The organism is Pseudomonas sp. W15Feb34, assembly GCF_023127765.1.
GTDB classification, from domain to species: Bacteria; Pseudomonadota; Gammaproteobacteria; order Pseudomonadales; family Pseudomonadaceae; genus Aquipseudomonas; species Aquipseudomonas synxantha_A.
Map to the genome: position 1 here is coordinate 180,676 of NZ_SPKN01000029.1, position 21,619 is coordinate 202,294.

A 21,619-nucleotide genomic window follows, 5' to 3' on the forward strand; every position below is an offset into this window, starting at 1 on the left:
ACCGCCATCGGGGGGGCTTGCCCCCGATGGCGGTAGTTGCCCTAAGCAGATCTATCGGTCCTGCAGTGATTCCAGCAACTTCACCGTCGGATACCCATCCGCCGGCCAGCCCAACGCCTGCTGCGCCGCGCGAATCGCCTTGCGCGTATTGGCGCCGATAATCCCATCCGGGTTACCGGCGTCATAGCCTTTGGCGCTGAGTGCCGTTTGCAGGTCGATACGCTGGGAGCGGCTCAGCGGCAGCTCATCTTTGGGCCAACTGCCACGAATCACACCGCCGCCGCCAAATCGCTCCGACAATAGGCCAACCGCCAGCGCATAGGACGACGAATTGTTGTACTTGAGGATTGCGCGGAAGTTATCCAATACCAGGAATGCCGGGCCACGGTAGCCAGCCGGTAACAGCAGGGCGGCGGACAACTGGTCGACATTGGCCGGCAGGCTCACGCCAGGGGGGAGTTGGATGCCCAGTTGCAGCCATTGCGCCACGGTCTTGCGCACGCCGCCATCGGCCAGGCTGTAGTCGAAGCCCGACGGCAGCGGCTGCACTTCAACGCCCCATGGCTGGCCTTTCTGCCACCCGGAGCTTTGCAGGTAATGCGCCGTGGAGGCGAGGGCGTCGGACGGGCTGTTCCAGATATCGCGACGACCATCACCGTCAAAGTCCACCGCATGGGTGTTATAGGTGGTCGGGATAAACTGCGTCTGGCCCATCGCACCGGCCCAGGAACCTTTCATCTGGTCGGCTTGAATATCACCATGCTGGATGATCTGCAGCGCTGCCAGCAGCTGCGCCTGGGCAAAGGCCGGGCGACGGCCTTCATAGGCCAGGGTGGCCAGGGAGCGGATCACCGAATTATTGCCCTGGAACGCGCCGAAGTTGCTCTCCATGCCCCACACCGAGACCAGTGCCTGGCGGTCGACGCCATAGCGCTGTTCGATGCTTTGCAGAATATCAGCGTATTTGACCAGCAGCGCCTGACCATTGCGCACGCGCACCGGTGACAGGGCGCCGTCGAGGTATTCCCACACCGGGCGGGAAAATTCCGGTTGGCTGCGGTCGGCGCGAATCACCGCCATATCAGGGGTGACGCCGGCAAAAGCGTTATCGAACACAGCCGCAGTGATCCCGGCTTGCAGCGCTTGCGCACGGAAGCCAGCCTGCCATTCGGCAAAGGTCTGGGTCGGTTGGATATCAAGATTATCCACTGCCAAGGGGGCAACCACAGCCGGTGCGATAGCCGGTGCCGTCTGGAGCTTGGGCAGGGGCTGAGCGTCCGCGGCGGTAGGTTTTTCCGCGCAGGCGACAAGCAGAATGAGGCTGGAGGCAGCGATCAATTGGCGTAGGTGCCAACGACGAGAAAGACTAGAGGGCATGCACAGGTCCAGGGGGTTACAAATCAGGTACAGACCTTATCATGCCAGAGGGGCGCTTGCCTTCAGGCAGCCAGAAAGTAAGAAGCCTCCCAGCTATTAGACTGGAAGGCTTCGCGGCGGTAGCTGCCTTTGCCCTTGCCGGCGCGTTCCTGACGGCTGCGGAACAGTGGCTGGGCGATGATGGATTTGGCCTTGTTGGGGCCATGCTTGGATGGCTTTTTGCTCATGGTGTCTAGTCTCTGTGGGTGGTGGAGCGGGCAAATAATCTGCCTAAGTTGAGCGGCTGTAAAGCCCCGCGAAGTGTAGGAAAGGTACGCAGGTCAAATGTGGGAGGGGGCTTGCTCCCGATAGCGGTACATCAGTGAAACATAAATTCCTGACACACTGCCATCGGGAGCAAGCCCCCTCCCACATTGGATCTATGGTGTTTTCAAGAGAGGGTTATTCGGCTGGCAGGGTGAGGCGCTGGCCGGCCATCAATAGCGACAAACGGCTCAGGCTCATCCACGGCGAGCCGGCTGCCTGGCCCTTGATCTGCGCATCGATGCGCTGCGCTTCCAGCAACAGTTGCGCCCAGCGTTGCGCCGAGTGCCGTTGCAGAGCTTTGCTCATCAGCGGTTTGCGCTTGTCCCACACCGGTGGCCTGGCCTGGCTGAAGCATTTGTCCAGCGGTGTGCCCTGGCTGTATTGCAAGGCGATATTCGCCAGTACTCGCAGCTCCCGGGCCAGGGCCCAGAGGATCACCGGCGGTTCCACCCCTTCGCCACGCAAGCCTTCAAGCATACGCAGCGCGTGGGCGGGCTCACCGTTGAGGATCGCATCGACCAGGCCGAACACATCAAAGCGAGCGCTATCGGCCACTGCGCCTTGTACGGTTTCGACGGTGATCTGCCCATCCTCGGCCATCAGCTTGAGCTTTTCGATCTCCTGGGCGGCGGCAAGCAGGTTGCCCTCGACCCGGGCGGCGATCAGCTCCACGGCATCTTGTGTTGCCGCCAGCCCCGATTGTGACAGGCGCTGACGAATCCACTGCGGCAACTGGTTGCTGTCCACAGGCCAGATCTGGATGAACTGGGTTTGCGCACCTTCTACCAGTGCCTTGCCCCACTTGGTTTTCTGCGCGCTGCCGTCGAGCTTGGGCAGGCTGATCAGCAGCACGGTGTCTTCGGCAGGGCGCGAGCAGTACTCCATCAGCGCCGCCGCACCTTTGTCGCCGGGCTTGCCCGAGGGCAGGCGCAGCTCCAGCAGGCGCTTTTCGGCAAACAGCGACATGCTCGCGCCGGCTTGCAGCAGGGTACCCCAGTCGAAACTGGCGTCAGCACTGAATACCTGACGTTCATCGAAGCCTTGCTGGCGCGCGGCAGTGCGGATGGCGTCGGCGGCTTCCTGGCACAGCAGCGGGTCATCACCGCTGACGATATAGACAGGCGCGAGGCCACCTTGCAGGTGTTTGGCGAGTTGGGCGGGGGCGAGTTTCATAGGCAGGGCGAACGGGGCGCCAGGGGCGCCCCGTCTGGCTTACTCGACAGGAACTTCAACAGGCGATTGTTTCGGCGTGTTGTCTTCATACTCTTGCGCGGCTTTCAGGGCATCGGCGTCAGCCTTGGCCTTGTTGTCGGCGGTTTGCTGCAGGGCGGCGAGCTTTTCCGGGGTCAGCATTTGCAGGCGAGTCATCATGCGCTGGATCAGCTCACGACGCATTTCCTTGCGCACCTGGAGGGTCTCGGAGTCCGAACCCACCAGGTTATTGCCATCGTGGCTCACGACTTTCTGCACCTGGATCTTGTCACCCATCAGCGGCAACTGATCGCGACCCTGTACTTCGAAGTAGAGCGCAGTGTTCAACTCCACATCGGACGCACGGCCGGCACTGGCGTAGCTGATATTGCGCTGGGTTTCTTTCTCGTCTACCAGCACCAGCTTGTAGGTCGCGCCGTTGTACACGTGCACGCCGCTGTTCTCCAGGGTCTGGCGCAGCTGGGTGACGGTTTCGCCATAGGCGTTGCGGGCGCTGACGTCGAGTTCCTTGAGCGACAGCTCGTTGGTGCCGGTGCCGCGCAGCTGGAAGCCGCAAGCGCTCAGCAGCACGGCAAGGCCCATAACCAGCAGATTGCGTTTGATCATTTTGTTGCTCCCCTTGAAACCAGGTGGGCCTTATCCAGGCCCTAAAGGTTTAGTTCGGCGCAGGGCCCAAGCCCCGCGCCCGATCCGATTTAGCTGGCGACGATGTTGACCAGTTTGCCGGGCACCACGATCACTTTGCGGATCGTCAAGCCTTCGGTAAAGCGCAGCACGTTTTCGTTGATGCGCGCAGCCGCTTCGACCTCTTCACGGCTGGCACTGGCCGGCATGTCGATCTGGCCGCGCAGTTTACCGTTAACCTGGATGACCAGTTGCAGCGTGTCCTGAACCAGGGCGCTGTCATCCTGTACCGGCCAGGCGGCATCGATGACGGCGCCGCTGTGGCCCAGGCGGTTCCACAGGTCGTGGCTGATATGCGGCGTGATCGGTGCGAGCAGCAGGGTAACCGTTTCCAGGCCCTCGTGAATCAGCGCGCGATCAAGTTCGGTGGCCTGCGGGGCTTTTTCCAGCACGTTCATCAGCGTCATCACCTGGGCGATGGCGGTGTTGAACTTGTGGTTCTGCCCTACGTCCAGGCTCGCCTGGCGGATGGCCAGGTGAGTGCTGCGGCGAATGGCTTTCTGCTCGTCGTTCAAGGCCGCGACGTCCAGCTTGCCCGGCAAGCCCTGACTGACATGGGCATGGGCCAGGCGCCAGACGCGCTTGAGGAAGCGGTGCGAGCCTTCGACGCCGGAGTCGGACCATTCGGCGCTCATGTCGGGCGGCGAGGCGAACATCATGAACAGACGGCAGGTATCGGCGCCGAATTGGTCGATCATCGACTGTGGGTCGACGCCGTTGTTCTTGGACTTGGCCATCTTCTCGGTGCCACCGATTTCCACCGGCAGGCCGTCGGCTTTCAGTTTGGCGCTGATCACCTTGGCTTTGCTGTCACGCTCAAGTTCGACGTCCGCCGGGTTGAACCAGGTGTAGGCGCCATTGGCTTCGCGACGATAGTAGGTATCGGCGATCACCATGCCCTGGGTCAGCAGGTTCTTGAACGGCTCATCGGAGCTCACCAGGCCTTCGTCGCGCATCAGCTTGTGGAAGAAGCGCGCGTACAGCAGGTGGAGAATGGCGTGTTCGATACCGCCGATGTACTGATCCACCGGCAGCCAATGGTCGGCTGCGGATTTCTCCACCAGGCCACCTTCATAGTGCGGCGAGGCGTAACGGGCGTAGTACCAGGAGGACTCCACGAAGGTGTCCATGGTGTCGGTTTCACGCTTGGCCGGTGCGCCGCATTTCGGGCAGTTGCACTCGTAGAACTCGGGCATGCGCGCCAATGGCGAGCCAGCACCATCTGGCACTACATCTTCAGGCAGCACGACGGGCAGTTGGTCTTCCGGTACCGGTACATCGCCGCAGGTTTGGCAGTGAATGATCGGGATCGGGCAGCCCCAGTAGCGCTGGCGGCTGATACCCCAGTCGCGCAAGCGGAACTGGGTGCGCGAAGCACCGAGGTTCTTCTTGATCAGCGCGACTTCGATGGCGTCGAAGGCGCCCTGGAAGTCCAGGCCGTCAAATTCGCCGGAGTTGATCAGGGTGCCGTGCTCGCCGTAGGCGTCTTGCCACGGGGCTGGGTTGGTGTCGCCCGAGCTGGTACGTACTACCGACTTGATCGGCAGGCTGTATTTGGTGGCGAATTCGAAATCGCGCTCGTCGTGGGCCGGCACGGCCATGACGGCGCCGTCGCCGTAGTGCATCAGCACATAGTTGGCGACCCATACCGGCAGTTTCTCGCCGGTCAGCGGGTGCTCGACGAACAGGCCGGTCGGCAGGCCTTTTTTCTCCTGGGTGGCGACGTCGGCTTCCGCCACGCTGCCGCCCTTGCATTCGGCGATGAACGCCTGCAGCTCGGGGTTGTTCTGTGCCGCCTGGGTGGCCAGCGGGTGTTCGGCGGCGACCGCGACGTAAGTCGCGCCCATCAGCGTATCCGGACGGGTGGTGAAGACTTTCAGGGCGCCCGCTTCGCCGATGGAATCGACGTTATACGGGAACTGCACTTCCATGCCCTTGGATTTGCCGATCCAGTTGCGCTGCATGGTCTTGACCTGTTCAGGCCAGCCCGGCAGATCGTCGAGGCTCGACAACAGTTCATCCGCGTAGGCGGTGATCTTGAAGTAGTACATCGGGATTTCGCGCTTTTCGATCAGCGCGCCGGAGCGCCAGCCGCGACCGTCGATGACCTGCTCGTTGGCCAGTACGGTCTGGTCGATCGGGTCCCAGTTCACGGTACCGCTCTTTTTGTAGATCACACCTTTTTCGAACAGGCGCGTGAACAGCCATTGTTCCCAACGGTAGTAATCGGGCTTGCAGGTGGTGACCTCGCGGGACCAGTCCACCGCCAGGCCCAGGCTGCGCAGCTGGGTCTTCATGTAGGCGATGTTTTCGTAGGTCCACTTGGCGGGCGCCACGTTGTTTTTCATCGCGGCGTTTTCTGCCGGCATACCGAAGGCGTCCCAACCCATGGGTTGCAGGACGTTTTTGCCGAGCATGCGCTGGTAGCGGGAAATCACGTCGCCGATGGTGTAGTTACGCACGTGCCCCATGTGTAGCTTGCCGCTGGGGTAAGGGAACATCGATAGGCAGTAGTAAGTCTCCTTGCCTGGCTGTTCGCTGACTTCAAAGGACTTTTGCTCGTCCCAGAAGGTTTGTGCGGCATTTTCTATTTCACGGGGCTGATATTGTTCGTGCATGGCTACTTTTGAACTGAATAGGGGTGGCCTAATCCTCTTCGGTGCATAGTCCGGGTTGTTCGACACCAGAAAGTGGCGCGTCCGTGCCCAAACCCTGCGGGAAGTGGAGTTACAGGAAGCGCCGTAGCATACATGACCCCACTCTATCGAGGGAAACCCTGATTGCGCGGCAAGGGCCGTCTGTCGCGGCACCGGGCAGGTGCAGCAACGGGGGCTACGCTGTTTATTGGGGAGCAAGTATTTCTTCAATGAGGTGAGGGGATGGTTGAATCGCAGCGAACTCTAACGAAACCGCAATTGTATGAAGGACTGATCGACCGTTTGGGTCGGGCATTGGATGCTGCAAGAACCGCAGGCCGATTGCGTGATGAGCGGCCTCTGGAGCTGGAGTTGCGAGGCTTGAGCCAGGCAGAGCTTGAATTGATCAGGACTTACCTGGAGTTGAATCAACACCGCGCCTCTCATGGGCAGGCCTCCCCGCCAGCCCAGGAGCCTCCTCGTTCGGCCAAGGTCATTTGGCTCAAAGACTTGGCGGCCGGTCGCGGCCCGGAAAGGTCCCGGTCCGTACGGTGCAAGTGAAGCACAGTACTATCCATTAACGTTGTCGAAACAGGCTGGTAAAGATTGTCGCTTGATCGCGTTGCATTTAGGCTTCGGGCATCTTTGGAGATGCCCGATGCCTTTTCGTTATTTCATCAAACAATTGCTGTTGCCGCCCGGCATTTTTTTGTTGTTGTTGGCGTGTGCCTGGTGGTTTCGCCGTAGCCGCCCGCGCCTGGCCGGGGTGTGCTTTGCCCTGGGGCTGGGCGGGATGTGGTTGATCAGCCTGCCGGTGATGGTGCAATGGGGCGCCCGTGCGCTTGAGACAGCGCCGCCATTGGCTCGCGAAGACTGGGCCACGCTCGCCCAGCGCGCCGATGCGATTGTGGTGTTGGGCTCCGGGCGCGAGCGTGGGGACATCGCCTGGGGCAGCGACCAGCCCACCGGCGTTGGTCTTGAGCGTGAGCGTTATGCGGCGCGACTGGCCAAGGCGTCAGGCTTGCCGGTGCTGACCAGCGGCGGCTTGCATTACGGCACGCCGCCCAGTGAAGCCGAACTGATGGCCGTTTCGATGCAGGATGATTTTGGCGTCAGCGTGCGCTGGAAGGAAGAGCGCAGCCGTACCACCTGGGAAAACGCCCAGATGAGCGCCGAGATTCTGCTGCCCCAAGGCATCAAGCGTGTGGTGGTGGTGACGCAGGCCTGGCATATGCCGCGTTCGGTGTGGAGTTTTGAGAAAGCCGGTTTCACCGTGGTGCCTGGGCCGGTGGGCTTTCTGGGGGTGGACCATGGCCGGCCGCTGGGCGGCTGGATGCCCGAGGTCAAGGCGGTGTGGCAGAGCGGGCAGTTGATCAACGAAGCGGTGGGGCAGGTGGGGTATCGGCTGTTCTACCGATAGGTGCAACACAGGAAATCAATTGTGGGAGCTGGCTTGCCTGCGATGGCGGTGGGTCAGTGAGCACTCAGCGCACTGATACACCGCCATCGCAGGCAAGCCAGCTCCCACAGGTCATAGCGTTTTGGACATCCGGCCAGCCAGCAGCGCCCAGCCAAACAACCCCAGGCACACAATGATCAACGGCCACGAACGCCATTGCAGGTATGGCGTGAGGTTATGCATCGGCACCACCTCCCCATAGAGAATGCCGCGCTCGAACTGCGGGATCTGTGCGGTGATCTGCCCAAACGGGTTGATCAGCCCGGTCACGCCGTTGTTGGTGGCGCGGATCATCCAGCGCCCGGCTTCCAGTGCACGCATCTGCGCCATTTGCAGGTGCTGCAATGGGCCGATGGAGCGGCCGAACCAGGTGTCGTTGCTGATGGTCAGCAGCAGGTCGCTCTGGGCCGACAGGCCGGCAGCGAATTCCGGGTACACCACTTCATAGCAAATGAACGGCGCAATCTGATAGCCCTTGGCCTGAAGCATGGCCTGGTCTGAAGGGCCACGGGCGAAGTCCGACATCGGCAGGTCGAAGAACGCAATCAGCCCGCGCAGCATGTCCTGCAACGGCACGTATTCGCCAAACGGCACCAGCTTTTGCTTGAGATAGGTGCCGTCACCTTCGCCGACTACGGTAATGCCATTGAAGTAGCGCTTCTCATGGTGCACTTCCTGGCGAATCGGTACCCCGGTAATCAGCGCGGTGTTCCGGTCGGCGGCAAACTTGCCCATCATGCCCAGGTAGCCCTCGACCGACTCCTTGAGTACCGGCACGGCGGTTTCCGGCCATACCAGCAGGTCGACACGCTTGGAGCTCAGGCTCATGTCGCGATACAGCGCCAACTGTGCATTAAGCTGCTCGGGGTCCCACTTCATGCTTTGCTCGACGTTGCCCTGGATGGCGGCGACGCTCAGGGGGGCGCCGGAGGGCGAGGTCCAGGCGTGGTGCTTGAGCGCCAGGCCGATGGCCCAGGGGGCGACCAGCAACACCAGGCCCGCACCAATGAAGGCGTTGCGCTTGCTTGCCAGCAGGCGCGGCAGGTTGCACAGCAGGGCTGCCGTGAGTGCAAGCGCGAAGGAAATCAACCACATTCCGCCCAGCGGCGCGAGGCCGGTCAGCGGGCCGTCGAGTTGGCTGTAACCGGAGTACAACCAGGGGAAACCGGTGAGGAACCAGCCACGAAACGCTTCCTGGCCAACCCATAACGCGGCGAAGGTCAGGGCATCCGCCAACGGTGCTTCATTGCGGCGCAGCCAGCGCGCCCACAACCAGGCGGGCAGGGCAAAGAACCAGGCAATGGCGGTGGTGAACAGCAGCATCAGGAACCCCGCCAGCAGCACCGAAGCGCCGCCGAAGTGGTGGATGCTGTAGTAGATCCAGCTGGTGCCGGCGCCAAACAGGCCGAAACCGAAACACCAGCCGCGGCCCAGGGCCTGGCGGGGTGTCAGCTCCCGCAGGCCGATATAGAACAGGCCGACCGCTACCAGAGCCAACGGCCAGATATCGAACGGCGCCAGCGCCAGGGTAGTGATGGCGCCGGCCACCACGGCCAGCAAGTTACCGGGCCAGCCGGGGCGGTTCAGGCGCTGCATGTAGGGGTGGGTCATCAGCTATTTCCTGTATCGCGCCGGGCCTGCTGCGGCACAGGGCAAGGCGCGAGGAGTGTGGTTTGGTTTTTCCAAATGAACGACGAGTAACGCAGCCCTGTGTCGCAGCAGGCCCGGCCCTTCGGGTTGTCCCTGAGAGCGGGCCATACTGCGTTGCAGGCCTTGAAAAGGGAATGCCATTCCCTGCGGCCTGCGCCTTGCCTGGCCCGCTCTCAGGGGCAACGCGACACAGGAAATAGCTGATGCCCCACCCCTTCCTTAGCGGGCAATAGGTGTCAAACGGATCAGATGGATACGACGACTATCGGCATTCAAAATGCGGAAGCGATAGGCGCCAATCTCGGTGGTTTCGTTACGCTTGGGCAGATGCCCGAACGCACTCATCACCAGGCCGCCGACCGTGTCGAACTCATCGTCGGAGAATTCGCTGTCGAAGAACTCGTTGAAGTTCTCGATCGGCGTCAGCGCCTTGACCAGGAAGTCACCGCTGGGCAGCGGCTTGATGTAGCTGTCCTCTTCGACGTCGTGCTCGTCTTCGATATCGCCGACGATCTGTTCCAGCACGTCTTCGATGGTCACCAGGCCAGCCACGCCGCCGTATTCGTCGATCACAATGGCCATGTGATTGTGGTTGGCGCGAAATTCGCGCAGCAGCACATTCAGGCGCTTGGATTCAGGTACGAAGGTGGCCGGACGCAGCAGGTCCTTGATGTTGAAGCTGTCGCCATTCTCCTTGAGGATCAGCGGCAACAGGTCCTTGGCCAGCAGGACACCCATGACGTCGTCATGGCTTTCACCGATCACCGGGTAGCGCGAGTGCGCCGAGTCGATCACGGCCGGGAGGAATTCCCGTGGGGTCTGGGTCGCCTTGATGCTGATCATCTGCGAGCGCGGGACCATGATGTCCCGTACTTGCAGGTCAGCCACCTGGATGGCGCCTTCCACGATGGCCAGCGCTTCGCTGTCCAGCAACTTGTTCTGGTGGGCCTCGCGCAGCAGCTCCAGCAGCTCCTGGCGGTTTTTCGGCTCGTGGGCAAAAGCCTGGGTCAGTTTACCCAGCCATGACTTCTGCCCGTTGCTCGATCGGTCTTCGCTCATAGCGATTACTCTAAATCCTTTGATATGACAGTTGAGTGTTGATCAGCTTTCGTCGTCTGCGTAAGGGTCGCGGTGACCCAGTTCAGCAAGCAACGTTCGTTCCAGTGCTTCCATTTCCTCGGCTTCATCATCGTCTATATGGTCGTAGCCCAAGAGATGCAAGCAGCCGTGGATGACTAGATGGGCCCAATGGGCTTCAAGTTCCTTGCCTTGTTCCTTTGCCTCGCGCTCGACCACCCCGACGCAGATCACCAGATCGCCCAGCAGCGGGATATCCAGCAACTCGTCGGGTACGTCGGCGGGGAAGGACAGCACGTTGGTCGCGTAGTCTTTTTGACGCCAGGTGTGGTTCAGCTCGCGGCCTTCGGGCTCATCCACCAGACGAATGGTCAGCTCCGAGTCTGCGGTGCGCTGGCGCAGGGCCAGGGTGCACCAGTGCCGGAACTGTGCTTCGCTGGGGGCGGGCGCTTCGGTGGCAAGCTGCAGGTCTAGCTCAAGCATCGCCGCGAACGTCCCTGGCCGGTGCGTCATCCTTGTGATCGAAACGCTCATAGGCTTCTACGATGCGCTGCACCAGCGGGTGACGCACCACGTCCTTGGGCATGAAATGCGTGAAGCTGATGCCCGGTACATCCTTGAGTACTTCGATCACCTGCGCCAGCCCAGACTTGGTGCCCTTGGGCAGGTCGACCTGGGTGACGTCACCGGTGATCACGGCGGTAGAGCCGAAACCGATGCGGGTGAGGAACATCTTCATCTGCTCGACGGTGGTGTTCTGGCTTTCGTCGAGGATGATGAAGCTGTTGTTCAAGGTGCGGCCACGCATGTAGGCCAGCGGGGCGATTTCGATCACCTGGCGCTCGATCAGCTTGGCCACGTATTCAAAGCCGAGCATCTCGTACAGCGCGTCGTAGAGCGGGCGCAGGTACGGGTCGATCTTCTGGGCCAGGTCGCCGGGCAGGAAGCCGAGCTTTTCGCCCGCTTCGACCGCCGGGCGCACCAGCAGGATGCGCCGCACTTGCTCGCGCTCCAGGGCATCCACCGCACAGGCAACGGCCAGGTAAGTCTTGCCGGTACCGGCTGGGCCGATGCCGAAGTTGATGTCGTTGCCGAGGATTTCCTTGACGTACTTCTGCTGATTCAAGCCGCGTGGGCGAATCATGCCTTTTTTGGTACGCAGGGCCACGCTGGCTTCGGCCACCGGGTTGTTGGCCAGGTCCTCCACGGCTGATTCCTGCAGGTACAGGTGTACCGTCTCTGGCGACAGCTCACTACCCTTGGTTTCGCGGTAGAGGCGACGCAGCAGGTTTTCGGCAGACGTGGTGTGTTGGGGTTCACCAATGAGCTCGAACTGATTGCCGCGGTTGCGGATCTCGATGCTCAGGCGTTGTTCGATCAGGCGCAGGTGCTCGTCGAACTGTCCGCACAGGTTGGCGAAACGGCGAGCCTCAAACGGCTCGAGGAGAAAACGATGGGGTTCTGCTATGGGTGCGTTCAAGGTTGCTTTTAGCCGCCCTTTGGCTGATGAGGTGAGAGAGAGAATAACGCCAGGCGCCGGTGTGCGAAAGCACTTAAATAGCCTGGCCACACTCTCGATAACCATGAAGAACTCCTGTGGGAGCTGGCTTGCCTGCGATCGCGGTGGGTCAGTTGGCACATAGGGCACTGATACATCGCTATCGCAGGCAAGCCAGCTCCCACATTTTGATCTTCATCCGGTCCGCGAGATCAGTTGATCAGCGAGCCGCGCAACGAGTGTGGCTGCGCCGCATCGATGTGCACATCGGCGAATTGGCCGATCAGCGTCGGGTTGTCGCAGCGGAAGTTGACGATGCGGTTGTTCTCGGTGCGCCCCTGCAACTCACCCGGGTCTTTCTTCGAATAATCGGTGACCAGGATGCGCTGGGTCGAGCCGACCATTTGTCGGCTGATTTCGAAACCCTGTTGGTTGAGGCGATGTTGCAGTGCGTTCAACCGCTCCTTTTTCAACGCCTCCGGGGTTTCGTCCAGCAGGTCCGCCGCCGGGGTGCCCGGGCGCTGGCTGTACACAAACGAGTAGGAAAAGTCGAAACCGACGTCTTCAATCAGCTTCATGGTCTGCTGGAAATCTTTCTCGGTTTCGCCCGGGAAGCCGACGATAAAGTCCGAACTGATGCAGATGCCCGGTACGGCGGCGCGCAATTTGCGCAGCTTGGATTTGTATTCCAGCGCCGTGTGGTTGCGCTTCATCGCCGACAGGATGCGGTCCGAGCCCGATTGCACCGGCAAGTGCAGGTGCTTGACCAGCTCCGGCACTTCGGCGTGGGCCTGGATCAGGCTGTCGGAGAATTCCAGCGGGTGCGAAGTGGTATAGCGGATACGTTCGATGCCATCGACGGCGGCGACCACGCGGATCAGCTCCGCCAGGTCGGCCAGGCGCCCGTCGTGGGTCAGGCCGCGGTAGCCGTTGACGTTCTGGCCCAGTAGGGTCACTTCGCGCACGCCGTTTTCAGCCAGGTGGATGATTTCTGCCAGTACATCGTCAAACGGCCGGCTGACTTCTTCACCGCGTGTGTAGGGCACCACGCAGAAAGTGCAGTACTTGCTGCAACCTTCCATCACCGACACGTAGGCGCTCGGGCCGTCGATGCGCGGCTCGGGCAAATGGTCGAATTTCTCGATTTCCGGGAACGATACGTCCACCTGCGGCAGCTTGGTGACGCGTGCGGCGTCGATCATTTCCGGCAGGCGGTGCAAGGTCTGCGGGCCGAACACCACGTCGACATACGGGGCGCGGTCGCGGATCGCAGCACCTTCCTGGCTGGCCACGCAACCGCCGACGGCGATCACCATGTCCGGGTTGGCCAGTTTCAATTCACGCCAGCGGCCCAGCTGGGAGTACACACGGTCCTGGGCCCGTTCGCGGATCGAGCAGGTATTGAGCAGGATCACGTCGGCATCTTCGGCGCGGGCGGTGACTTCCAGGGCCTGGTGTTCGCCCAGCAGGTCGACCATGCGCGAGCTGTCGTACTCGTTCATCTGGCAACCGTGGGTTTCGATATAAAGCTTCTTGGCCATGGGAATCGTCAACTGGTGGTAAAGAACCGCGCATTATAGGGGTCATGCCCATCGGTTCCTAGCGCTGTGCATCGGGTGCCATGCTATAGTTCGCGCCCTCTTTTATATCCCCATGTGTTCCCCGCCCACCATGACCAAACGTGAAGCTCCAATCTACAAGGTGATTTTCCTCAACCAGGGCCAGGTGTTCGAAATGTACGCCAAGCAGATCTATCAAAGTGATCTGTGGGGCTTCCTGGAAGTGGAAGAGTTCGTCTTTGGCGAGCGCACCCAGTTGGTCGTCGATCCGGGCGAAGAAAAGCTCAAGGCTCAGTTCGAAGGCGTGGTGCGCAGCTTTGTGCCGATGCATTCGATTGTGCGCATCGATGAAGTCGAACGCCTGGGTACGCCGAAGATCAGCGAAGCACGGGGCACGAGCAATGTGATGCCGTTTCCGATGCCGATGCCCGAGAAATGATCTGCAATTAATTTGTAGGGCGTTTCCGAAACTGCCTCTCAATGGATGGACATTTTGTTTGAAAGATAGCAAATTTTGTTTATTCAGAGAGGGCATCATGAATATACCAATAATAAGAAAACTTCGAAGTTTCCCCCGTTCAACTGCGTTTAATCACGCCACTCATTAGCGCCAAGTTCCATCATGCCGTCATTAACGAACTGACTTGTTCGGGAGTAGCCCTGTGCGCGATCCTCGCTATGACATTCTGTTTGAGCCGGTACAAATAGGCCCGGTCCGTACTTGCAATCGCTTTTATCAAGTTCCCCACTGTAATGGCATGGGCCATGTACATCCCTCGGCCATGGCCCGGATGCGCGCAGTGAAAGCCGAGGGCGGCTGGGGCGTGGTGTGCACTGAAGAGTGCGAAATCAGCCCGCTGAGCGAGTTCTCCCCTTATATCGAGGCGCGTTTGTGGGATGAGCGCGACATTCCTGCATTGGCCCGCATGTGTGAGGCGGTACACCAGCACGGGTCGTTGGCAGGGGTAGAGCTGGCATTCAACGGTTACTCGGCGCCCAACCGCTACAGTCGCGAAATTCCCTGGGCGCCTTCCAATACCCCGGTGCGCAGTTACGACCCGGTGCAGGCCCGGGCCATGAGCCATGCCGATATCCGGCAATTGCGCGCCCTGCATCGAGCCGCCGCATTGCGCGCCCGGGAGGCGGGTTTCGACATCATCTATGTGTACGCCGGCCACGACCTGAGTGTGCCGTTCCATTTCCTCACGCCACGCAATAACCGGCGTACCGACGAATACGGCGGTGTGTTGGAAAACCGTGTGCGTTTGCTCCGCGAATTGATTGAAGACACTCGCGACGCAGTCGGTGATCGGTGTGCCGTAGCGGTCCGCCTGGCGGTGGATGAACAAATGGCCGACGGCTTGAGTCGCGAGGGCGAAGGTGCCGAAATCTTCTCGATGCTGGCGGACCTGCCGGACTTGTGGGACGTCAATGTCGCCGATTGGTCCAATGACAGCGTGACGGCGCGCTTTGCCGGGGAGGGTTACCAGGAGACCTTCCTGCTGGGGCTCAAGGCGCTGACCAGCAAGCCCGTGGTGGGCGTCGGCCGCTTCACTTCGCCAGACACCATGGTGTCTTTGGTTCGTCGTGGCGTGCTGGATCTGATCGGGGCGGCCCGCCCTTCGATTGCCGATCCCTTCTTGCCCAAGAAGATTGAAGAGGGGCGCACCGAGGAAATTCGCGAGTGTATCGGCTGCAATGTATGCGTCAGTGGCGATCACACCAGCACGCCCCTGCGCTGTACACAGAACCCGACCATGGGTGAGGAATGGCGACGTGGCTGGCATCCCGAGTCGGTCAACCATACGCAGCAACCCGGCCGGGCGCTGGTGGTCGGCGCCGGGCCATCCGGGCTTGAGTGTTCACGGATCCTGGGTGCGCGAGGGATGGAAGTGGCCCTGGTCGACAGCCTGCGCACCCTGGGCGGACGTGTAGCGCTGGAAGCCCGGCTGCCGGGGCTGGCGAGTTGGGCGCGGGTGATTGACTATCGACTGGATGCGTTGAGCCGTATGCCGTCGGTGGAGATCTATCGGGAAAGCCACTTGCAGGCCCAGGACGTGCTGGATTTAGCCGCTGAGCATGTGTTCATTGCTACGGGTTCCCACTGGCGACGTGATGGATTGGGGCGCGCCTTGCGCCGATCCTTATCGGGCCTGGACAGCCTGCCCGTGCTGACGCCTGATGACCTGATGGCAGGGGCGTTGCCCGCTTCGCCGGTGCTGCTGTTCGATGACGATCACTATTACATGGGCAGCGTGCTGGCCGAACATCTGGTGGCGCGTGGCGTGGAGGTGATATTCGTCACCCCCGCGGCGGACGTGGCGGCCTGGACCCATAACACCCTTGAGCAGCATCGCATTCAGCGTCGTCTGATGCAGTTGAATGTCACGATCGTGCCGTCCCATACGCTGGTCAGCGTTAAGCCAGAGGGCGTGGTAGCGGGCTGCATCTACACCGAACGTACGCGGTTGATCCCAGCTGCAGCCTTGCTGCTGGTCACTTCCCGGGAGCCTGAGCAGGCGCTGTATCAGGCCTTGAACAACTCACCCGAACAGTTACAGGCGGCAGGCATCCGAACGCTGACGCTGATCGGCGACTGCGTGGCGCCCGGCACCATTGCGGCGGCGGTGTATTCAGGGCATCGCATCGCGCGTGAGTTCGATGCGCCGGAGGGCTCGCTGGTAGTGCGCAGAGAAATTCCATTTATAGAGGTGTAGTCAGTCCAACTGTTCAATCAATAACGAGGAATACAATAATGAAAAAAATACTCCTGATGTTATTCACCGCGCTCCTGATTAATACATCGTTGTTTGCCAACGATTACAACGTGATCCGTTTCGCTGCCGATCCCAACTATGCGCCCTTTGCTTATAAAGACAGCACGGGGACTTTGACCGGTTTTGAAATAGATATCGGCAATGCAATTTGTGCACGTTTGAATGTTCGCTGCCAATGGGTCGAGAGTGACTTTGACGGCATGATTCCCAGCCTCAACGCCGGCAAGATCGACGCCATCTTCGCTTCAATGACCATCACTGCCGCTCGGCAAAAGGTCATCGACTTCTCCTCGGAGGTGTTTTCCAGCCCCACTGCCATGGTGATGCGCCCTGGCACTGAGCTTTCCACAGGCATGGCCGTCGGCTATTTGCAGGGCAGTACTCAGGAAGTTTATGCCCGGCAAGTGCTCGCTGGGCAGGGTATGAAGGTGGTGGCTTATGCCGATCAGGAGCAAGTGTACGCGGACCTGCTGACAGGGCGTTTGCAGGCATCGCTGCAGGATGCTCAGCAAGCACAGAGCGGATTTTTGCGTTCACCCCAAGGCGTCGGGTTTGTACTGGGGCCGCTGATTGACAGCGAGTTGATGCCGTCCAAAAGCGGCATCGGCGTCGCCAAGGGCAACCACACGTTGAAAGCGCTGTTGAATAAGGGGCTGGCTGCCCTGCACGCCGATGGTACCTATGCTCGCCTGCAAGAGCAGTACTTCCCCGGTGTGAACATGTTCAGCGGCCAATAACCGCCTTCAACGGCCAGCGAGGACACGATCATGCTACCTGCCTTCACTCAATTCGCCGCGTCCCTGGGCAGTTTTTTGCCGATGTTACTGCACGGGGTCTGGGTCACCTTGCAACTGGCACTGTTGTCATTGCTGCTGGGGCTGATCCTGGGCCTGCTGGGGGCAGGTGCCAAGCTGTCCAGGGTGAGGGCATGGCGCCTGTGCGCACAGGTGTACACCACCTTGATTCGCGGGGTACCGGACCTGCTGTTAATGCTGTTGATTTTCTACGGATTGCAGACAGGCCTGAGTCGTCTGACCAGCGAATTGGGCTGGGCCTACATCGATATCGACCCTTTCAGCGCCGGCGTGATCACTCTGGGGTTTATCTACGGCGCTTATTTCACCGAAACCTTTCGCGGCGCGTTGCTGGCTGTACCCCGTGGGCAGTTCCAGGCAGCCAAGGCCCTTGGCCTGAGCTTCAGGCAGAGCTTTTTGCATGTGATATTCCCGCAGATGATGCGATTCGCCCTGCCGGGTCTGGGCAATAACTGGATGGTCTTGCTCAAGGCTACGGCGCTGGTGTCGATCATCGGCCTGGCAGACCTGGTGAAAGTGGCGCAGATGGCGGGCAAGAGCAGTCAGCAATTACTGGCTTTTCTGCTGCTGGCGGCGCTGGTCTACCTGTTGCTCAGCAGTGTTTCAAACGCAGCGTTGCGCTGGCTGGAGCGTCGGTATGGTGAAGGTGTGCAGGGATCATCATCATGATCGAGCTTATCCAGGAGTATTGGCGGCCGTTTATTTATTCCGACGGTCAACAAATCACCGGTCTGGCCATGACCTTGTGGCTGACCAGCGCCTCTTTGTGCCTGGGCCTGCTGTTGGCGTTGCCACTGTCCATCGCCAGGACGTCCAGCCGACGCTGGCTGCGCTGGCCGGTGCAAAGCTTTACCTACGTGTTTCGCGGCACACCGCTGTATATCCAGTTACTGATCTTCTACACCGGCATCTACAGCATTGGCGCTGTTCGCGAGCAACCGTTGCTGGATGCCTTTTTTCGCGAAGCGCTCAATTGCACGCTTCTGGCGTTTGCCCTCAATACCGCGGCCTACACCACGGAAATACTGGCGGGCGCAATTCGGGCAATGCCACGCGGTGAAATCGAGGCTGCTCGTTCCCTGGGCTTCGACGGCTGGAAGTTGTACGTGCACTTGATCATGCCCTCGGCCCTGCGCCGGTCGTTGCCCTACTACAGCAATGAAGTGATCTTCATGTTGCATTCCACCACCCTGGCGTTCACGGCAACGGTGCCGGATATCCTGAAAGTCGCACGGGATGCCAACGCTGCAACCTTCCTCACCTTCCAATCCTTTGGCCTGGCCGCGGCGCTTTACTTGTGTATTACGTTCGCGTTGGTCGGCTTGTTCCATCTGGCTGAACGACGTTGGCTGAGCTTTCTTGATTCGAGTCGATAGGGGGGCAATATGCAGACTCACAGGCATGAACTGTTAACGGCTGTGCCAGGTACCACGCGGCATATTCATAGTTTTCATTACGGTCCGGCCAATGCGCCGAGCAAGGTTTACATCCAGGCGTCCCTGCACGCCGATGAATTACCGGGGATGCTGGTGTTGTGGCATCTCAAACAGCGTCTGGCGCACCTGGAGGCGACAGGTGCGTTGCGTTGGCAAGTGGTGCTGGTGCCGGTGGCCAATCCGTTGGGGTTGGAGCAGGTGCTGATGGACGTACCGCAGGGGCGTTTCGATAACGACAGTCGAGAGAACTTCAACCGCTTCTTCGTTGACGTCAGCGAGCAGGTCGGCGACCAGGTACAGGATGTTCTGACCGATGATCCTGCGCATAACCTGCATCTGATCCGTGCGGCCCTGCGGCGAACCCTTGTCAGCCAGGTACCGGCGACCCAGCTGCACTCTCTGCGTTTGGTCCTGCAAACGCTGGCCTGTGACGCCGACAGGGTGCTGGACCTGCATTGTGATTTCGAGGCAGTGCAGCACCTGTACCTGGCGCCCGATGCCTGGCCCCAGGTGGAGCCGCTGGCGCGGTACCTGGGCGCTCGGGCCTGCTTTATGAGCCCGGACGCGGGCGGGCATTCGTTCGACGATTGCTACACCTTGTTCTGGGCACGGATGCAGGCGCGTTTTCCTGGGGCCTTTTCGGCGCCGGGTTTTGCCGTGACCGTGGAGTTGCGCGGCGTTGCCGATGTGGACCACGGGCTGGCGCGGCAGGATTGTCAGGCGTTGATCAACTATCTGATGTTACAGGGAGGCATTGAGGGGCAAGCGCCGCCACTGCCGGCGCTATTGAGCCCGCCAACACCCTTGGCGGGGGTCGAGCCGGTGGTGAGCCCGGTGGGAGGCTTGATGGTCTTTTGCGCGCAGGTGGGGGACTACCTCGAAGCAGGACAGATCGTGGCGCAAGTCATCGACCCGATCACGGACCGAGTGATTGAGGTCGCGTGTGAGCATGAAGGGCTGTTGTATGTGCGATCAGTACGCCGCATGGCAAGCGCCGGTATGACGATTGCCCATGTAGCGGGGTCCACGGCATATCGACAGGGCTACCTGTTATCGCCGTGATCAGGGCAGGGGAGAGAAGGGCGAGCGCCCATCGGCGCTCTGCAATTCCTGCAGGTAATTACGGAAAATCTGCCCCAGTACCTGGGTCGCCACTTCCAGTTCATCGCGCTGCATGTGCTCGGCGACCTCATCGGCGGTGTCCAGCGCGTCTTCAGCACCGTTGACCGCGGCCATTTTCAGCACGATGTAGGCCTGCACGTTATTGGCCGGCACGCCTTCACCCTTGAAGAACATATTGCCGAGCTGGAATTGCGCCTGGGCGTGGCCTTGTAGCGAAGCCTTTTCGAAGTAGCTCAACGCTTTGTTGAGGTCGACGGCCGGGTTCTTGCTGTCGTGGTAGAACTCGCCCAACTCGTATTGCGCTTGCGCATCCCCTTCATCAGCTTGTTTCTGGCACGCGCTCAGGGCTTCGGCCTGGCTGTCTGGCTGGGTATTGAGGGTGCAACGACCCATCGCTGGGATTAACAACGAGTTGCCGCCTGCCTGGGCATGTGCCAGCAGCGGCTGAAGGAGCAACAGGCAGCCCAGAACCAGGGTGCGGCCGGTGCGTTTCATGGGAATCGACTTACCTCTGACGGGGCGCGCGGACCCTCGGGGAGTCCAATAAGCGCGCATTATGAAATAAGCAGGCCTCTGCTTACAAAGTCTTTACTCGTTTTTCTGCTGCTTGGGCAAGTTATCTGCCGGATTGCAGGGCAATTCTCGAAAAAACCAGGAAACTTCTGTAAGCAAAGTAGCAAATCTGACGCTGCCTGGGGGGCAACGTCAGAACGTGGGTCACTTATTTCAGGGCCGCGAAGGCGCGTTCGGCAGCATCCAGGGTCAGTTTCAGCTCGGCTTCGCCATGGGCGATCGAGGTGAAGCCGGCTTCGAAGGCGCTCGGCGCCAGGTACACGCCGCCTTCAAGCATCAGGTGGAAGAAGCGCTTGAACAGGTCGGCATCGCTGCCCATCACGTCATCAAAGGTGACGATGTCGTCGGCGCCGCTGAAGTACAGGCCGAACATGCCACCGGCCTGGGTGGTGACAAACGGGATACCCGCGGCGTCGGCGCGCTGCTGCAGGCCATCAAGCAGGCGGGTGGTGTAGTCGGTCAGCTCGGCGTGGAAGCCCGGGCGGCTGATCAGGCGCAGGGTGGTCAGGCCAGCGGCCATTGCCAGCGGGTTACCCGACAAGGTGCCAGCCTGGTAGACCGGGCCCAGCGGGGCGATGTGCTGCATGATTTCGCGCTTGCCGCCGAAGCAGCCTACTGGCATACCGCCACCGATGATCTTGCCGAAGGTGCTCAGGTCCGGCGTGACGCCGTAGTGTGCCTGGGCGCCGCCGAGGGCGACGCGGAAACCGGTCATCACTTCGTCAAAGATCAGCACCACGCCGTGCTTGTCGCACTGCTCGCGCAGGCCTTCGAGGAAACCCGGTGCCGGTGGTACGCAGTTCATGTTGCCGGCCACCGGCTCGACGATGATGCAGGCCACGTCCTGGCCGACTTCGCTGAGCATTTGCTCGACGGCGGCGATGTCGTTGAACGGCAGGGTCAGGGTGTGTTTGGCGAATGCCGCCGGTACACCGGCAGAGTTGGGTACGCCTTGGGTCAGCGCGCCGGAGCCGGCCTTGACCAACAGGCTGTCGGAGTGGCCGTGGTAGCAACCCTCGAACTTGATGATGTTGTCGCGGCCGGTGAAACCGCGGGCCAGGCGGATCGCGCTCATGGTGGCTTCGGTACCGGAGCTGACCATGCGCACCATTTCCATCGACGGCACGATGGCGCAAACCAGGTCGGCCATCTCGGTTTCCATGGCGGTCGGCGCGCCATAGGACAAGCCGTGTTGCAGCTGCTGGCGCACCGCGTCGAGTACGTCCGGGTGGCTATGGCCGAGAATCATCGGGCCCCAGGAGCCGACGTAGTCGACGTAGCGCTTGTCATCTTCGTCGGTGACGTAGGCGCCTTCGGCATGTTTGAAGAACAGCGGCGTGCCGCCCACGCTCTTGAACGCACGCACGGGTGAGTTCACACCGCCGGGGATGTGTTTCTGGGCATTGGCAAACAGGGTTTCGGAACGGGACATGATGGA

At 60.7% G+C, this 21,619-nt stretch carries 20 protein-coding genes; 8 read left to right on the top strand and 12 right to left on the bottom strand.

Annotated elements, in window-relative coordinates; genetic code table 11:
* Positions 1-51: 51 nt before the first annotated feature.
* The 5 genes from E4O97_RS14565 to leuS all read right to left on the bottom strand — a co-directional run bounded on the left by E4O97_RS14565 (position 52) and on the right by leuS (position 6,197).
* On the bottom strand, positions 52-1,377 hold the full coding sequence (locus tag E4O97_RS14565) for a lytic murein transglycosylase (RefSeq protein WP_148854014.1): 1,326 nt from the start codon (positions 1,375-1,377) through the stop codon (positions 52-54).
* 62 nt (positions 1,378-1,439) lie between these two features.
* Positions 1,440-1,604, bottom strand: a complete 165-nt coding sequence (gene arfA / locus E4O97_RS14570) for an alternative ribosome rescue factor ArfA (protein WP_003176285.1) — start codon at positions 1,602-1,604, stop codon at positions 1,440-1,442.
* Positions 1,605-1,818: 214 nt separating this feature from the next.
* Positions 1,819-2,856 carry a DNA polymerase III subunit delta gene (gene holA / locus E4O97_RS14575; RefSeq protein WP_005791737.1) on the bottom strand — a complete coding sequence of 346 codons (1,038 nt, stop codon included), beginning with the start codon at positions 2,854-2,856 and terminating at the stop codon, positions 1,819-1,821.
* Between the two features lie 39 nt (positions 2,857-2,895).
* Positions 2,896-3,501 carry an LPS assembly lipoprotein LptE gene (gene lptE / locus E4O97_RS14580; RefSeq protein WP_078822416.1) on the bottom strand — a complete coding sequence of 202 codons (606 nt, stop codon included), beginning with the start codon at positions 3,499-3,501 and terminating at the stop codon, positions 2,896-2,898.
* A gap of 89 nt (positions 3,502-3,590) precedes the next feature.
* Positions 3,591-6,197, bottom strand: a complete 2,607-nt coding sequence (leuS, locus tag E4O97_RS14585) for a leucine--tRNA ligase (RefSeq protein ID WP_005791732.1) — start codon at positions 6,195-6,197, stop codon at positions 3,591-3,593.
* Positions 6,198-6,458: 261 nt separating this feature from the next.
* On the opposite strand from leuS, the gene E4O97_RS14590 reads away from it, so the two are divergent.
* Positions 6,459-6,776 (top strand): hypothetical protein, encoded by a 318-nt coding sequence (locus E4O97_RS14590; RefSeq protein WP_005791730.1) that lies wholly within the window; start codon positions 6,459-6,461, stop codon positions 6,774-6,776.
* Between the two features lie 97 nt (positions 6,777-6,873).
* On the top strand, positions 6,874-7,635 hold the full coding sequence (locus E4O97_RS14595) for a YdcF family protein (RefSeq protein WP_005791728.1): 762 nt from the start codon (positions 6,874-6,876) through the stop codon (positions 7,633-7,635).
* Positions 7,636-7,746: 111 nt separating this feature from the next.
* On the opposite strand, the gene lnt is transcribed toward E4O97_RS14595, so the two are convergent.
* The 5 genes from lnt to miaB all read right to left on the bottom strand — a co-directional run bounded on the left by lnt (position 7,747) and on the right by miaB (position 13,440).
* Positions 7,747-9,270 carry an apolipoprotein N-acyltransferase gene (gene lnt / locus E4O97_RS14600; RefSeq protein ID WP_248161652.1) on the bottom strand — a complete coding sequence of 508 codons (1,524 nt, stop codon included), beginning with the start codon at positions 9,268-9,270 and terminating at the stop codon, positions 7,747-7,749.
* Positions 9,271-9,543: 273 nt separating this feature from the next.
* Complete coding sequence (locus E4O97_RS14605; protein ID WP_005791724.1) at positions 9,544-10,383, bottom strand: HlyC/CorC family transporter; 840 nt, start codon at positions 10,381-10,383, stop codon at positions 9,544-9,546.
* A 42-nt stretch (positions 10,384-10,425) separates the two neighbouring features.
* Positions 10,426-10,884 carry an rRNA maturation RNase YbeY gene (ybeY, locus tag E4O97_RS14610; RefSeq protein WP_078822414.1) on the bottom strand — a complete coding sequence of 153 codons (459 nt, stop codon included), beginning with the start codon at positions 10,882-10,884 and terminating at the stop codon, positions 10,426-10,428.
* Positions 10,877-11,881, bottom strand: a complete 1,005-nt coding sequence (locus tag E4O97_RS14615) for a PhoH family protein (RefSeq protein ID WP_005791720.1) — start codon at positions 11,879-11,881, stop codon at positions 10,877-10,879. The genes ybeY and E4O97_RS14615 overlap by 8 nt, the downstream gene beginning before the upstream one ends.
* Before the next feature lie 230 nt (positions 11,882-12,111).
* Positions 12,112-13,440 (bottom strand): tRNA (N6-isopentenyl adenosine(37)-C2)-methylthiotransferase MiaB, encoded by a 1,329-nt coding sequence (gene miaB, locus E4O97_RS14620; protein WP_005791718.1) that lies wholly within the window; start codon positions 13,438-13,440, stop codon positions 12,112-12,114.
* A 130-nt stretch (positions 13,441-13,570) separates the two neighbouring features.
* Here miaB and E4O97_RS14625 point away from each other — a divergent pair, with 130 nt between their 5' ends.
* From E4O97_RS14625 to E4O97_RS14650, 6 genes are all read left to right on the top strand, one after another.
* Positions 13,571-13,897 (top strand): DUF1820 family protein, encoded by a 327-nt coding sequence (locus E4O97_RS14625; protein ID WP_003194436.1) that lies wholly within the window; start codon positions 13,571-13,573, stop codon positions 13,895-13,897.
* Between the two features lie 223 nt (positions 13,898-14,120).
* The gene (locus E4O97_RS14630) at positions 14,121-16,175 is read left to right on the top strand and encodes an NAD(P)-binding protein (protein ID WP_248161566.1); all 2,055 of its coding nucleotides are present in this window, start codon (positions 14,121-14,123) and stop codon (positions 16,173-16,175) included.
* A 38-nt stretch (positions 16,176-16,213) separates the two neighbouring features.
* Positions 16,214-16,972 carry a transporter substrate-binding domain-containing protein gene (locus E4O97_RS14635; RefSeq protein WP_248161568.1) on the top strand — a complete coding sequence of 253 codons (759 nt, stop codon included), beginning with the start codon at positions 16,214-16,216 and terminating at the stop codon, positions 16,970-16,972.
* A 30-nt stretch (positions 16,973-17,002) separates the two neighbouring features.
* Positions 17,003-17,719, top strand: a complete 717-nt coding sequence (locus E4O97_RS14640) for an ABC transporter permease subunit (protein ID WP_032879311.1) — start codon at positions 17,003-17,005, stop codon at positions 17,717-17,719.
* Positions 17,716-18,426, top strand: coding sequence for an ABC transporter permease (locus tag E4O97_RS14645; protein WP_032879313.1), 711 nt, complete (start codon positions 17,716-17,718; stop codon positions 18,424-18,426). Before E4O97_RS14640 ends, E4O97_RS14645 begins: the two co-directional genes overlap by 4 nt.
* Before the next feature lie 9 nt (positions 18,427-18,435).
* Positions 18,436-19,548, top strand: coding sequence for a succinylglutamate desuccinylase/aspartoacylase family protein (locus tag E4O97_RS14650; RefSeq protein ID WP_032879315.1), 1,113 nt, complete (start codon positions 18,436-18,438; stop codon positions 19,546-19,548).
* Here the strand turns inward: E4O97_RS14650 and E4O97_RS14655 are convergent, their stop codons facing one another.
* On the bottom strand, positions 19,549-20,103 hold the full coding sequence (locus tag E4O97_RS14655) for a tetratricopeptide repeat protein (protein ID WP_005791705.1): 555 nt from the start codon (positions 20,101-20,103) through the stop codon (positions 19,549-19,551). It lies immediately after the preceding gene.
* 226 nt (positions 20,104-20,329) lie between these two features.
* Positions 20,330-21,613: a glutamate-1-semialdehyde 2,1-aminomutase gene (gene hemL / locus E4O97_RS14660; protein WP_057012857.1), complete on the bottom strand. Its 1,284-nt coding sequence runs from the start codon at positions 21,611-21,613 to the stop codon at positions 20,330-20,332.
* Positions 21,614-21,619: the final 6 nt, after the last annotated feature.

Coding starts and splice junctions, on each gene's coding strand:
- E4O97_RS14565 (WP_148854014.1), bottom strand. CDS start 1,377: ATGCCCTCTAGTCTTTCTCGTCGTTGGCACCTACGCCAATTGATCGCT.
- arfA (WP_003176285.1), bottom strand. CDS start 1,604: ATGAGCAAAAAGCCATCCAAGCATGGCCCCAACAAGGCCAAATCCATC.
- holA (WP_005791737.1), bottom strand. CDS start 2,856: ATGAAACTCGCCCCCGCCCAACTCGCCAAACACCTGCAAGGTGGCCTC.
- lptE (WP_078822416.1), bottom strand. CDS start 3,501: ATGATCAAACGCAATCTGCTGGTTATGGGCCTTGCCGTGCTGCTGAGC.
- leuS (WP_005791732.1), bottom strand. CDS start 6,197: ATGCACGAACAATATCAGCCCCGTGAAATAGAAAATGCCGCACAAACC.
- E4O97_RS14590 (WP_005791730.1), top strand. CDS start 6,459: ATGGTTGAATCGCAGCGAACTCTAACGAAACCGCAATTGTATGAAGGA.
- E4O97_RS14595 (WP_005791728.1), top strand. CDS start 6,874: ATGCCTTTTCGTTATTTCATCAAACAATTGCTGTTGCCGCCCGGCATT.
- lnt (WP_248161652.1), bottom strand. CDS start 9,270: ATGCAGCGCCTGAACCGCCCCGGCTGGCCCGGTAACTTGCTGGCCGTG.
- E4O97_RS14605 (WP_005791724.1), bottom strand. CDS start 10,383: ATGAGCGAAGACCGATCGAGCAACGGGCAGAAGTCATGGCTGGGTAAA.
- ybeY (WP_078822414.1), bottom strand. CDS start 10,884: ATGCTTGAGCTAGACCTGCAGCTTGCCACCGAAGCGCCCGCCCCCAGC.
- miaB (WP_005791718.1), bottom strand. CDS start 13,440: ATGGCCAAGAAGCTTTATATCGAAACCCACGGTTGCCAGATGAACGAG.
- E4O97_RS14625 (WP_003194436.1), top strand. CDS start 13,571: ATGACCAAACGTGAAGCTCCAATCTACAAGGTGATTTTCCTCAACCAG.
- E4O97_RS14635 (WP_248161568.1), top strand. CDS start 16,214: ATGAAAAAAATACTCCTGATGTTATTCACCGCGCTCCTGATTAATACA.
- E4O97_RS14640 (WP_032879311.1), top strand. CDS start 17,003: ATGCTACCTGCCTTCACTCAATTCGCCGCGTCCCTGGGCAGTTTTTTG.
- E4O97_RS14645 (WP_032879313.1), top strand. CDS start 17,716: ATGATCGAGCTTATCCAGGAGTATTGGCGGCCGTTTATTTATTCCGAC.
- E4O97_RS14650 (WP_032879315.1), top strand. CDS start 18,436: ATGCAGACTCACAGGCATGAACTGTTAACGGCTGTGCCAGGTACCACG.
- E4O97_RS14655 (WP_005791705.1), bottom strand. CDS start 20,103: ATGAAACGCACCGGCCGCACCCTGGTTCTGGGCTGCCTGTTGCTCCTT.
- hemL (WP_057012857.1), bottom strand. CDS start 21,613: ATGTCCCGTTCCGAAACCCTGTTTGCCAATGCCCAGAAACACATCCCC.